Here is a 12,807-nt window from a genome sequence, read left to right on the forward strand (position 1 = left end):
GGAAAGTCATTCCCCAGCCTCCGCACAGGTCTCGGCGAGAAAGAATTAATAAACAGCCACCGAGGGGTCAACCTGCAGGCTCCAGGCATGAATGCCGCCGCGCAGGTTCAGCAGGTTTGTGAGTTCATGCCGATGCTGGAGGTAGGCCAGGGCCTGCATGGAGCGCACCCCATGGTGGCAAATAAGCACCGTCGGCCGGTCGGGGTCTATTTCCTCGGCCCGCCGCGCCAGCTCGCCCAGCGGAATCAACTGGCTGCCTTCAATGCGACAGTAGGCAAATTCCTCGGGCTGGCGCACGTCAATCAGCTGAATATCCTCGCCGCGCTGGAGGCGGGCGTTCAGGTCTTCGGGAGTGAGTTCAGGAAGCATGGCAGGTGCATGAGGGGGTAGGAGAGACGCAGATTTACGGCAAAATTACCCTAATGCTGGTTAGCTTTGACCTCTGCCGTGAGTAAGCTACTTCACATAGCCTGCTTGCGCCGTCTTTTAGTTGCCTTGCCGTGTTGCAATCCTTATATGAGTTCTGGACCGCCGCTGCCGGAGGTAGTCCACTGGAGTGGGTAGCCGTCCTGACGGGCTTTGCCTGCGTGTGGCTGGCCGCCCGCGAGTCGCTCTGGAACTTCCCGGTGGCTATTTTCAGCTGTGCGCTTTTTGTAGTGGTGTACTACCAGGCCAAGCTGTACTCCGACTGTGGCCTGCAGGGGGCCTTTATTCTGCTGAGCGTGTACGGCTGGTACGAGTGGCTGCACGGCGGCAAAAACCGGGCAGAGCTGCCGGTGTCGAGGGTGCGGCCGTGGGAGTGGATGGCGTGCCTGCTGTTTATTGCCGCCTTCACCCTGGGCTTTGGCTACTACCTACAGAACCACACCGATGCTGCCCTGCCGCACTGGGACAGCCTGACCACGGCCATCAGCCTGGCAGCTCAGTACCTGCTCATGCGTAAGCGCCTGGAAAACTGGTGGCTCTGGATTGCGGTAGATATCATGTACGTGCCCATTCTGTGGTACAAACAGCTTTACCCAACCAGTGCCCTGTATGCTCTGTACCTGGGCCTGGCCCTGTACGGCTTCCTGGAGTGGCGGCGGACCCTGCGGCGTCAGCAAGCTACTTCTTCCTCTGCGTTTCAACCTGCCTGATTCATGCTGCGAGTTGCCCTGACCGGACCCGAATCGACGGGCAAAACCACCCTGAGCCGCGCCCTGGCCCACCACTACCACACCGCCTGGGCGCCCGAGTATGCCCGCCAATATTTAGAGGAGCGCGGCCCGAACTATACCCTGGCTGATCTGGAAGAAATTGCCCGTGGTCAGCTAGATGCCGAGGCCTCAGCTACTGCTACGGCTTCGCGGATGGGCAAACCGCTGGTGTTTTTTGATACCGACCTGCTGGTGATAAAAATCTGGGCAGAGCATGCGTTCGGCCAGTGCCCCGAGTGGATCAGGCGCCAGATGGAGGGGCAGCGCTACGATTTGGTCTTGCTGCTGAACGTTGACCTGCCTTGGGAGCCCGACCCCTTGCGCGAACACCCCAATCACCGCCAGTATTTCTATGAGCTATACCAGCGCGAACTCCGCGACCAGTTTGCGAACTTTGCGGAAATTAGCGGTACCCCTGCGCAACGGCTTGATGCGGCCTGCTTTCACGTAGATGCACTGCTTGGCCGAAGCTCAGGGGTAGTTGAGTCGCTTGCTACCCCTCAGAGCGGCCCCGCACTATAGCCTGATCTTTTCGGGACAAATTTCGTTTGGCTACCTCGTGCTTTCTCTGGTACTCCGCAATTGATAGTTGAATGACTTACTACCTCGAAAATGAGCAGTGCCGCGTTGGGATTAACTCCCACGGTGCTGAGCTCAGCAGCTTTGTCCGCAAAGACCTCGATAACCTGGAGTATATCTGGCCCGCCGACCCGGCCTTCTGGAACCGCCATGCGCCGGTGCTCTTTCCCATCGTCGGGCGCCTGCCCCAGGATCAGTACCAGCATGAGGGCCAATCGTATAGCCTGAGCCAGCACGGTTTCGCCCGCGACCAGGAGTTTGAGCTGCACAGCCACTCGGGCACGGCCATAGCCTTTGAGCTGCGCGCCACGGAAGAAAGCCGGGCCAAATTTCCGTTCGATTTTCTACTGCGCATCACCTACCGTTTGGCAGGCCCTACCCTTACCATCGGCTGGGAAGTGGAAAACCCTGGCTCCGGCGAGCTGCTGTTCAGTATTGGGGCGCACCCGGCTTTCCGCTGCCCCTTGCAGGAAGGAGAAACCTTTGAGGACTACGAGTTTGTTTTCGACCAGCCCACCACGGCGGAGCGCTACCTGCTGGAAGGCGGCTTGCTGACCGGAAAAACCGAGCCACTGCTGCAAAATCAGGAAGTGCTGCCCCTGAGCTACGAGTTATTTGCCCAGGATGCGCTGGTTTTAAAGCATTTTGACTTTACCCACGTAACCCTGCGCAGCCGCCGCTCGGGCCGCTCCGTGCGCGTCCGCTTCGATGGGTTCCCCTACCTCGGCCTCTGGACCAAAGGCCCCGGTGCCCCCTTTGTGTGCATTGAGCCCTGGCAGGGTATTGCGAGTTCCACCACCGGCTCCGCAGAGCTGGCCGATAAAGAAGGCATTCTGAGCCTAAACCCAGGTCAGCAGTTTGTCACCTCCTATAGCATCACCGTTGAGTAACCCATTCATGACCTCTGAGATTACCATCCGCCCCATTAAGGCGGCCGATACTTACCCGCTCCGCCACGAAGTGCTGTGGCCCCAAGAGTCAATCGACTACGTGAAACTAAACCAGGACGAGCAGGGGTACCACTTCGGGGCTTTCCGCAATGCCAAGCTGGTTTCCGTTATTTCCCTGTTCATTGACGGCAACGTGGCCCGCTTTCGCAAGTTTGCCACTCGCCCCGATTGCCAGGGACAAGGCATTGGCTCCCAGCTGCTGCGCCAGGTACTGGAAACGGCCCGCGCCGAGGGTGCCCAGCGCATCTGGTGCGACGCCCGCGCCGTGAACGAAAACTTCTACCGTGCTTTTGGCCTTGAGCCCGAAGGAAACCGCTTCTACCGCGGCACCATCCCGTATGTGCGCATGGCCAAAGATTTGTAGGCCAATAGAGCATTAAAGCAAAAAAGCGGCCGCCACTATGCCCTAGGGTATAGCGGCGGCCGCTTTTTTGCTTTAATACTCACATTTCCAGCGGTACCCGCGGGCGGTTATAATCCGGCTCCCAGTCATTGATGGGGCGTGAGATTCCGGGAGGAAGGTCGAAGTCAGGTAGCCCGTCGTCGAGGGGTTCGCCGCCATCGTCGTCACTGTCGGGGGTAGGAGGGAGCCGCGAGCGGCGGCGCGGCAGTACCAATAAAAGCCCGGTGAACACAAGTACCACGAGCAGGTAGAGAAGGCTGGTGATGGTCATGGCGGAAAGAACTGAAGTTCAACGGCGGTACACCCGAGAAGCAGCGGGCTTCAGAACAGAAACGGAGCGGCGGGGCGGGTTGTTTTCTTCCGGCCGTTTTTTCTGAAGACTGTATGAAGAGGTATCTAATTTACTTGATTGTCAAGAAATAACGGAGGGTTTCTAGCTCGATTTATTCCTGCTTTACACGGCTTTCGTGCTAAACTTCCAACTTACAGCGTACCTTTGAGCCATAAGTTTAGGGGTGCCTTGCCAGTAGTGCGGGGCTGAGATCATACCCATTGAACCTGCCCGGGTAATGCCGGCGAAGGGAACAAACGATCCGCGAACGAAAAACCTAAGGTGCCGACCCCTGGCACTGGGTCCGTTCAATCTTTTCCGTTTCAATTGTTGAAAAATTACCTGGTTTCCGGGGCAGTGCTGCTGGCACTGCCTGTCACGGCATGGGCGCAAGGCCCCGTGTCCGGTACCGTTACTGATGCCCGCACGGGCACCCCGCTGCCTGGCGCTACCATTCTGCTGGATGGGGCGGCCAGCGCGGCTACTGATGCCGCCGGGGCATTTACGTTGCCAGCCGTGCCCGCCGGCTCGCACGAGCTACGCATTACATTTCTGGGCTACGAGCCCCTGACCCAGCGCCTGCAAGGCCAGCCCACGGAGCAGCGCCTAACCCCGCGCCTCCAGCCCGGGGGCGTACTGACTGGTGAAGCCCTAGTAACCGCCTCCCGCGCCAACGACCGCACCGCCACTGCCTACACCAACCTCAGCCGCCAGGATCTGCAGAAACGCAACTTCGGACAGGACCTACCCTACCTGCTCGACCAAACCCCCTCGGTGGTGGTGAACTCTGATGCCGGGGCCGGGGTAGGCTACACCGATATCCGCATCCGGGGCACCAACAACGTGGGCATCAACATGACCATCAATGGAGTGCCGCTGAACGATGCGGAGTCGCACGGCTCGTTTCTGGTGAACCTGCCCGATCTGGCTTCTTCTGTCAGCAGTATTCAGGTGCAGCGAGGGGTAGGCACCAGCCAGAATGGCGGAGCTGCCTTCGGCGCCAGCCTCAACATCTCTACCCTCGATAACCGCCTCGAACCCTACGCCGAAACCCAGAATACGTTTGGCTCCTTTAACACGTGGCGCAACAACGTGCAGTTCGGGACCGGGCTGCTGGGCGGGCACTTTACCGTTGATGGCCGCCTCTCGCGCGTGTCGTCGGATGGCTACGTGAACCGTGGGGCTTCTGACCTGAAGTCGTACTACCTCTCGGCGGGTTACCAGGGCAAGAACACGCTGGTGAAGTTTATCACCTTCTCGGGCCGCGAGAAAACCTACCAGTCGTGGAACGGCGTACCCGAGCCCGCCCTGACTGGCAACCGCGCCCTGCTGCAGCAGTACGCCGATAACTACGCCCTGATGGATGGGGACGTGGAGCGCGCCCTGCGCGAAGGCCGCCGCTACAGCTACTACACCTACGATAACCAAACGGACAACTACCAGCAGAACCACTACCAGCTTCACCTCTCGCAGGGCCTGGGCGCTGACTGGAACCTGGGCGCGGCCCTGCACCTGACGCGCGGCTTTGGCTACTATGAAAACTACGAGCCGGGCCAAACGCTGTCAGACTACGGTCTGGCCAACGTCATTGTCGGTGCTGATACCATTCGGGAAACCAATCTGATCAGCCGTAAGTGGCTAGATAATTATTTCTACGGTGGCACCTTCGCCCTGAACTACCAGCCCCGCGAAGGCAAGCTGCAGGCTACCCTTGGGGGCGCCGCCAACCAGTTCACCAACGACCACTACGGCGAAATAATCTGGGCGCAGTACGCTTCCAACGGCAGCATCCGCCAGCGCTACTACTTCAACGACGCCCTCAAAACCGACTACAACGCCTACGCCCGCGCTACCTGGCAGGTACTGCCCAAACTAGGCGTGTACGGCGACGTGCAGGTGCGCCACATCCGCTACAACATTGATGGGGTGGAGGATGACCAGAACGACGTAACCACCCGCGCCCGCTACACCTTCCTCAACCCCAAAGCCGGCGCTACCTTCAGCCTTTCGGCCAATCAGCAGCTCTACGCTAGCTTTGCCGTGGCCCAGCGTGAGCCTGTGCGCTCCGATTTCACCGACCGCCCCGCCGGTGAGCCCCAGCCTACCTCCGAGCGCCTCGACGACTTTGAGGGTGGCTACCGCTTCACCCAGCCCAGCGGCAGCCTGCTTGGGCCCAACACTACCCTGCGGCTGGAGGCCAACTATTTCTACATGCGCTACCGCAACCAGCTGGTAGCTACTGGCCAGCTCAACGACGTAGGGAGCCCGCTGCGCACCAACGTGGGCCGCAGCTACCGCACCGGCCTTGAGCTAACCGGCTTTGCCTCCGCCAATGATAAGCTGAGTCTGAGCAGCACCCTGACGCTTAGCCGCAACCGGGTAGAGGATTTCCGCGAAATTGTGCTGGACAGTAACTATAGCCCCATTGTGGCCGCTGAAACCCGCAGCTCCACTATTTCTTACTCGCCGTCGGTGGTTTCGGCGCATACGCTGGAGGGGCAGCCGCTGCAAGGCCTGCGCTTGGCGCTGCTTTACAAAACTGTGAGCCGCCAGTACCTCGATAATTCCGCCAGCGAAGACCGGCGCATCAAGCCCTATCAGGTCCTCGACTTCCGTCTGCGCTACGCCATCCGGCCATCGTTTGTCAAGGAGATAGAGCTTGGGCTGCTGGTGAATAACGTGCTCAACCGCCGCTACGAGGCCAACGGCTACACCTACGGCAACCTCGATGCCACCGGTCAGCGCCTAAACTTTAACTTCTATTTTCCGCAGGCTACCCGTAATTTCTTGGCCTCTATTGGGGTGAAGTTCTAATAGCAGTAGTCTGTGCTGTATGGTTCAGCTTACGAGTGAATTTCAATTGAAAAATTTACCATTGTTTAGCTGCATTTTCATACTTTCGGCACAGGCTTTGTGAGGAGCTTGCCAATGACATTTCCCGGCCCGGAATCTGCCTCCTGGTCGTATTGGTGCCCTGGCTGTTGGTGGGTCTTTGGCATTCCCAACCCAGCGTAGCGACACCCCGGAACCCTGACCAGCCCCCTTTCTGGTCAGGGTTTTTCGTTTGCTGGGGGGTAGGGAATACTGCCGATCCGGCGTAGTGAAATTCTTATCTTTGGGAATCAACCCACCCACTTTCTCACTATGTCTTCCCAAGCTGACGTTCTCTCGACCAAGGCCCAGGTGCAGCGCAACAAAGGCTCCCTGAATGCTGCTGGTTTCACCGATTACTACGACATCGACGACCTGCTGACTGAGGAGCACAAGCTCATCCGCCAGAGCATCCGCGACTTCGTGAAGAAGGAAATCAGCCCCAACATCGAGAAGTGGGCCCAGCAGGCGCATTTCCCTTCCGAGATTGTGCGCAAGTTTGGCGAGGTAGGCGCCTTCGGCCCCACCATTCCGACGGAGTACGGGGGCGGCGGCCTGGATTACATCAGCTACGGCCTGATTATGCAGGAAATTGAGCGTGGCGACTCCGGCATGCGCTCCACGGCCTCGGTGCAGGGCTCCCTGGTGATGTTCCCGATTTACCAGTACGGATCTGAGGAGCAGCGCCGCAAGTACTTGCCCAAGCTGGCTTCCGGCGAGTGGCTGGGCTGCTTCGGCCTCACCGAGCCCGACCACGGCTCCAACCCCGGCGGTATGGTCACCACCATTAAAGATCAGGGCGACTACTACCTGCTCAACGGGGCCAAACTCTGGATTTCTAACTCGCCTGAGTGCCAGGTAGCCGTGGTGTGGGCCAAGGACGACAACGGCCGCATCCGGGGCGTAATCGTGGAGCGCGGCATGGAAGGCTTTACTACCCCCGAAATTCATAACAAGTGGAGCCTGCGCGCCAGCACCACCGGCGAGTTGGTATTCGACAACGTGAAGGTGCCCAAGGAAAACGTGCTGCCTAACATCGACGGCCTCAAGGGTCCACTTTCCTGCCTCGACTCGGCCCGTTACGGCATTGCCTGGGGCGCCCTGGGCGCAGCCATCGACTGCTACGAGTCGGCGCTGAAGTATTCCCTGCAGCGGGAGCAGTTCGGTAAGCCCATTGCCTCCTTCCAACTCCAGCAGCGCAAGCTGGCCGAAATGATTACTGAAATTACCAAGGCCCAGCTGATGGTGTGGCGCCTGGGCATGCTCAAAAACGAAGGCAAAGCCACCTCGGCCCAGATTTCGATGGCCAAGCGCAACTCTGTAGAAATTGCCCTGCACATTGCCCGCGAAGCCCGCCAGATTCACGGCGGCATGGGCATCACGGGCGAGTACCCCATCATGCGCCACATGATGAACCTGGAATCGGTAGTAACCTACGAGGGCACCCACGACATCCACCTGCTTATTACGGGTGCCGATATTACGGGTATTCAGGCGTTTAAGTAAGCTAAAGAGGTAGCAACAGGAAAACGGCCGTTCTGTAAACAGGGCGGCCGTTTTTATGATGGATAGTATGAAAGAGCCTGTTCGAAATCTACTGATTAGCAGTCTGCTGCTTTACGCCTTGTTTGCGGTAGTGTACTATAGCATCGAGGGACCTAGGCCAAAGCTGAAAAGATATGCTGGCCCTCCACGCTTGTTAGTTTCGGATAGTGTGCTCTATGGTTTCGTGCGGGAGCTACTTGCTCAATCCGATACTGTAATGGTAGACACAGTACAGCAGCCGACTACATTTTATATCAGTAAAGTACTTCTCGAAAATGATTTGTTACCCGGATACAAACTAAGAGAGCGAAGATATCAGATAAGGCATGCTCCTTCCGAACAGGAGTTAGGGTTAGAGCAGCTTTGTTCAGAAGGACTACTTTCTTCGGTCGATGCTGCTTTCATGCGTCAGCAAATAAAGTTTTCGGTAGGTTTCGGACTCGAGCAGCGGAAGCTACCGGGCTACACGGTAATTCCAGCAGATACGGTGTGGCAATTAGAACGATTACAACATGCTTATGCTCCTCATTTCGCCGCTATGCAGATTTTGCGTCAGCGGCACCATACTTCTTATTTCTCTTGGTTGAGCGCGCCGCTTTTCTCCTGCGATGGTCGCACTGTTATTGTTGCAACAAATATGACTTGTGGCGGCGGACTATGTGGCAGCGGAGAAACGTGGCTGCTTCAGCGGCACCACGGCAAATGGCGAAAAGTAAAGCTGCTCAGTGAATGGATAAGCTAGCTCATCGGTAAAAGGCTTATTCTAAGTGCTTGCGTCCATGGGTAATAGGTTGTTCGTATATAGTTGGTATACACCAATCTACCTCAACGCTATGGAAAACGAACAGCAGCACGACAACGCCGAGTCGCGGCGGCAGGAGCGCCGGGAACACGACAAGGAGCAATACCGCCAGGAAGGTGACGAAATGCGCCAGGGCGGCCCCGACCCCAACCTGAGCCACCACGACCGCACCCGCTCCGGCGACGGTAGCTTCACCCCAGACAGCCAAGCCGACACTGGTTCTTCCGATGGCATTGCCAAAACCATCGGTGGTGATGGTGGCAACAACGGCGGCCGCTACCATAACCTCGATGAGGTAAAGCACAGCCCTACCCCCGACGCCGGCCAAAACGGCACCATGGGAGCTGGCCAGAGTCGCGAGCCCCAGCTACGTACACCCAGCGCCCAAACCTCGCACACCAGCAAAGGCCCCCAGAGCGAGGGCGGACACAGTGCCAGCCAGGGCAGCAAAAGCGGGAGTCAGGAGTAAAAAACAGCATCGGTAAAAAGCTCCGAATACTGCTTAAGCAACAAGCAGTATTCGGAGCTTTTTCGTTTGCAGGCAGGAGGCTAAGCATACCGAAACTCCCTACCCATCGATCCAGCCGAAACCTTGTGGTAGCCTCAAATGAAGTGACGTGCGGCAAAGCTCCGGGTTCCGGTGTTACTTTACGGCCTCATCTGCTGTATTCTCACTTATGTCCACTGCTGCTACATCCCCCTTGGTATTGCTTGAGTGCCTGGTAGCTGGCACTACTCACCGTGAGGGCTTGGCCGAGTACGAGCCCCGCCTGCAACCCAACCAAAAACTTGCGCTCCAGCGCGAATCCGACAGCTCCTACGACGACTGGGCCGTGCGCGTGTACACCAGCGGCCCCGATGGTTTCTGGCTGGGCTACCTGCCCGAAGGCCGTAACGAAACCGTGGCGCGCCTGCTCGATGCCGGCTACCCCCTCAGCGGCCGTCTAACCCACAAAGCCTGGGAAGAAGACTGGCTACACCTAGAAATTGAGGTGTTGTTGGAAAAATAAGGTGACAAGGTGAATGGTGATAGGGGATAAGATGAACTGTCATGTAGAGCTCTTTGCGGAGTCTGGCGTGCCCACCTCGTAATAACAGCTGTCATGTCGAGCTTGTCGAGACATCTCGCGTGCGTCGTTGGTTAGTATGGCAACGTCAACACGCGAGATGTCTTGACAAGCTCGACATGATGTTCTTACTGTTCACCTGTCAGCATTGACTATTTGCCTCATTACCCATCATTTCTTCCCCTACATCATAACGTATCCGCCAGGGCAAGAATTTCTTGGCGGGCTTGCTGAATTTCTTCCGATTCGGGGAAGGTGTGCTGCACCCAGTGGGTGAAGCCGCTTACCATTTCGCCCACGGCTTGGCGGTTGCTCACGGGTGCCGCTTCGGTGGCAGCGTTTTCAGCTTCCGATAGGGTAGGGAAAGCATCCTCCAGCCCCAAGCGGCTCATCACATCCGATACGAAAATCATCCCGCAGACCTGCATGCCCTGATAAAGCTGCACCAACTCGGGCATGGTGAGCGTGAGCTGATCCTGGGCCCGCACCCGCCCCAGGTGCTCAATTAGCGGCTCCAGTGCTTCGGGCTGCAGATGCGAAAGTTTGCCCACAGCCCGCAGAAAGGGATGGTCGGCGGTGGCGGGTAGGCTGTGCACTAGCAGTAGGGCTAGGCGTAGCATTTGCAGCTGCGGCTCGGCCAAGCGCAGGTTGGCTGCCGGCGGGGCTGCCGTGGGGTGAGTGGCAAGTAATTTCGTGAAAGCCTCCTCAATATGCAGGCGGTGCAGGCCCAGCGAGGCTACCCCCGCGGGGGCTGGCAAGTGTTCCTCCAGAGTATTCAAAAAGGCTGCGCTCAGCTCCAGGCAGTAGGTTTTTAGGTAATCAAGCTGTTGCTGATCCACGCGCATCTGCTCCTGCACATAGGCTAGTACGGGCGTGGCCAGAGAGGTTTCCAGCGTCAGGCGGCCCAGCAGCAGCAAATGATACAAGGCCAACGGCTCAGTGCGCAGGCTGGCCAAGAGCTGTTCGTGATTCTGGATACCGTTCAGTTCCTGTACTTTGCGGCCATCCAGCGCTGTGAGGGTAGCCAAGCGGTGCGTTTCGGGCTGACTTAACAGCTCAGCCGCGGCCATGCCGTGCAGGCTCAAGCAATGGGCCAGCTGGTCGTAGAAATCGATAGGAAGGGCATCAAGCCAGGCAGCGTCAGACATGAGGAGCGGAGCGGGTGAGGCCGCAAGTTAGAAGAGAAGCGCAACCTGACCTGCGGTTGAGCAATAAGGAAAAGAGTTTTTGCTAACTATATTAGTTAGATAGACAATTGGCAATATTTTTTGCTAAAAAAGGCACCAACCCCGGTCCTGAACTGTTACCTTTCGACACGCTGAACTACTCCTTACGCTTATGCGCGAACCGTATATGACTGGTGGTAAAGACCACATGGACGCCACCGAAAAAGACATCGATAAGGCCCTGCGGCCCCTTTCCTTCGATGACTTCACCGGCCAGGGCAAGGTAGTCGAAAACCTGAAGGTATTCGTGGCGGCCGCTAAGCACCGCGGCGAAGCCCTCGACCACGTGCTGCTGCACGGCCCTCCCGGCCTGGGTAAAACTACCCTGTCACACATCATCGCCAACGAGTTGGAATCGGGCATCAAGATGACCAGCGGCCCGGTGCTGGATAAGCCTTCCGACTTGGCCGGCCTGCTCACCAATCTGGAGCCAAATGATGTGCTCTTCATCGACGAGATTCACCGCCTGAACCCGGTAGTGGAAGAGTACCTGTACTCGGCCATGGAGGATTACCGCATCGACATCATGCTCGATTCGGGTCCGAATGCGCGTTCGGTGCAGATTTCACTGTCGCCGTTTACCCTCATCGGGGCTACTACTCGCTCGGGCATGCTGACCTCGCCGTTGCGCGCCCGCTTCGGCATCAGCTCCCGCCTGGAATACTACGATTCGGCTCTGCTGACCAGCATCGTGCAGCGCTCGGCTGAAATCCTGGGTACGCCTATCTATGAAGATGCGGCCTTCGAAATTGCCCGCCGCTCACGCGGTACCCCGCGTATTGCCAACAATCTGCTGCGCCGCACCCGCGACTTCGCCCAGATCAAAGGCACCGGCACCATCACCCGCGAAATTGCCCAGTTTGCCCTCAATGCCCTCGACGTGGACCAGAACGGCCTCGACGAAATGGACATCCGCATCCTGAGCACGATTATCGATAAGTTCAAGGGTGGCCCCGTCGGCCTCGGCACCATTGCTACTGCCTGCGGCGACGAAGCCGAAACCATCGAGGAAGTGTACGAGCCCTTCTTGATCCAGGAAGGTTTCATCAAACGCACCTCCCGCGGCCGCGAAGCTACTGAGCTAGCCTACCAGCACCTAGGCCGCCAAATGCCCCAGCACCTGCGAGGAAATACGGCTACTGGGGAGCTGTTCTAGTTAATTATCACTACCGAAAGGTGTAGCTATTTTAAAATAGCTACACCTTTTTTATTTAACGCTTATGAATATCAAAAGCTTCTCCAATTTGTGCCAGGAGCACCGCGTATGGATTATTGAGTATGTTCCTTATTCTCATGAAAAATCAGTATTTGTAGTGTGGTACACTGATTTTGAAGATGATGATAATGATAAGCTGTTGGTATATAATGATGAAAAAATATTTGGTACATCAAATATAAAATCTATGTATGAGATGGTTTTGAAGGAGCAACAAAATTTAGCTGTGAGTACCCAGATAAGTAATTGGCTGCAGTGCTTTGGCGAAATAATGCCTAAAGCGGATGTTTGCTTTGACGCAAATTCTATAATCGGCTCTATTTTAAATTCAGAACTAAATACCTGTAAATTAGATGAATTGGTTAAAATAATTAATTTTTACGAGGATTATATATATCAAATTGGAATTGAGTACGATAGAGAGGAGAATGTAAAAGAAATATGGAATTATTATTACGATGTTATTTTCTGGCCTAGGTTCAATAGTAATAATAAGATAGATTTAGTAGATCAGTTTCCACTGCAAACAGATCAAGAGGCTCTAGGGAGAGCTATGCTTTCTATGGTGAGATTTTTTGAGCAGAGGATTGTTGTAGTAGATTGATTATCAAGATCATTCTA

At 56.5% G+C, this 12,807-nt stretch carries 14 protein-coding genes and 1 riboswitch; of the genes, 11 read left to right on the forward strand and 3 right to left on the reverse strand.

Features of this window, described 5'->3' with window-relative positions; genetic code table 11:
- Positions 1-45: 45 nt before the first annotated feature.
- Positions 46-369, reverse strand: a complete 324-nt coding sequence (locus tag DNI29_RS04605) for a rhodanese-like domain-containing protein (protein WP_110976872.1) — start codon at positions 367-369, stop codon at positions 46-48.
- 131 nt (positions 370-500) lie between these two features.
- Here DNI29_RS04605 and pnuC point away from each other — a divergent pair, with 131 nt between their 5' ends.
- The 4 genes from pnuC to DNI29_RS04625 all read left to right on the forward strand — a co-directional run bounded on the left by pnuC (position 501) and on the right by DNI29_RS04625 (position 3,089).
- Positions 501-1,136 (forward strand): nicotinamide riboside transporter PnuC, encoded by a 636-nt coding sequence (gene pnuC, locus DNI29_RS04610; protein ID WP_162303510.1) that lies wholly within the window; start codon positions 501-503, stop codon positions 1,134-1,136.
- 3 nt (positions 1,137-1,139) lie between these two features.
- Positions 1,140-1,718 (forward strand): AAA family ATPase, encoded by a 579-nt coding sequence (locus tag DNI29_RS04615; protein ID WP_110976874.1) that lies wholly within the window; start codon positions 1,140-1,142, stop codon positions 1,716-1,718.
- Positions 1,719-1,789: 71 nt separating this feature from the next.
- Entirely contained in the window at positions 1,790-2,665 is an 876-nt protein-coding gene (locus DNI29_RS04620) for an aldose 1-epimerase family protein (protein WP_110976875.1), read from the forward strand.
- A gap of 7 nt (positions 2,666-2,672) precedes the next feature.
- On the forward strand, positions 2,673-3,089 hold the full coding sequence (locus tag DNI29_RS04625; protein ID WP_110976876.1) for a GNAT family N-acetyltransferase: 417 nt from the start codon (positions 2,673-2,675) through the stop codon (positions 3,087-3,089).
- A 79-nt stretch (positions 3,090-3,168) separates the two neighbouring features.
- Here DNI29_RS04625 and DNI29_RS04630 read toward each other — a convergent pair whose 3' ends face one another.
- Complete coding sequence (locus DNI29_RS04630; protein ID WP_123823070.1) at positions 3,169-3,369, reverse strand: hypothetical protein; 201 nt, start codon at positions 3,367-3,369, stop codon at positions 3,169-3,171.
- A gap of 260 nt (positions 3,370-3,629) precedes the next feature.
- A riboswitch (TPP riboswitch) is annotated at positions 3,630-3,731 on the forward strand.
- Between the two features lie 58 nt (positions 3,732-3,789).
- Between DNI29_RS04630 and DNI29_RS04635 the strand changes: the two genes are divergently transcribed.
- The 5 genes from DNI29_RS04635 to DNI29_RS04655 all read left to right on the forward strand — a co-directional run bounded on the left by DNI29_RS04635 (position 3,790) and on the right by DNI29_RS04655 (position 9,687).
- Positions 3,790-6,273: a TonB-dependent receptor gene (locus DNI29_RS04635; RefSeq protein ID WP_110977287.1), complete on the forward strand. Its 2,484-nt coding sequence runs from the start codon at positions 3,790-3,792 to the stop codon at positions 6,271-6,273.
- 330 nt (positions 6,274-6,603) lie between these two features.
- On the forward strand, positions 6,604-7,836 hold the full coding sequence (locus tag DNI29_RS04640) for an acyl-CoA dehydrogenase family protein (protein ID WP_238387996.1): 1,233 nt from the start codon (positions 6,604-6,606) through the stop codon (positions 7,834-7,836).
- A gap of 67 nt (positions 7,837-7,903) precedes the next feature.
- Positions 7,904-8,617, forward strand: coding sequence for a hypothetical protein (locus DNI29_RS04645; protein WP_123823071.1), 714 nt, complete (start codon positions 7,904-7,906; stop codon positions 8,615-8,617).
- A gap of 91 nt (positions 8,618-8,708) precedes the next feature.
- Entirely contained in the window at positions 8,709-9,146 is a 438-nt protein-coding gene (locus tag DNI29_RS04650; RefSeq protein WP_110976879.1) for a hypothetical protein, read from the forward strand.
- A gap of 208 nt (positions 9,147-9,354) precedes the next feature.
- Complete coding sequence (locus DNI29_RS04655) at positions 9,355-9,687, forward strand: HIRAN domain-containing protein (RefSeq protein WP_110976880.1); 333 nt, start codon at positions 9,355-9,357, stop codon at positions 9,685-9,687.
- 245 nt (positions 9,688-9,932) lie between these two features.
- Here DNI29_RS04655 and DNI29_RS04660 read toward each other — a convergent pair whose 3' ends face one another.
- Positions 9,933-10,892, reverse strand: a complete 960-nt coding sequence (locus DNI29_RS04660; RefSeq protein ID WP_110976881.1) for a hypothetical protein — start codon at positions 10,890-10,892, stop codon at positions 9,933-9,935.
- A 190-nt stretch (positions 10,893-11,082) separates the two neighbouring features.
- Here DNI29_RS04660 and ruvB point away from each other — a divergent pair, with 190 nt between their 5' ends.
- A complete protein-coding gene (gene ruvB, locus DNI29_RS04665; protein ID WP_110976882.1) occupies positions 11,083-12,126 on the forward strand; it encodes a Holliday junction branch migration DNA helicase RuvB in 1,044 nt (347 codons plus the stop codon).
- 64 nt (positions 12,127-12,190) lie between these two features.
- Positions 12,191-12,790 (forward strand): hypothetical protein, encoded by a 600-nt coding sequence (locus tag DNI29_RS04670; RefSeq protein WP_110976883.1) that lies wholly within the window; start codon positions 12,191-12,193, stop codon positions 12,788-12,790.
- The last annotated feature ends 17 nt before the right edge of the window (positions 12,791-12,807 follow it).

This window comes from Hymenobacter sediminis, assembly GCF_003231285.1.
Lineage (GTDB): Bacteria > Bacteroidota > Bacteroidia > Cytophagales > Hymenobacteraceae > Hymenobacter > Hymenobacter sediminis.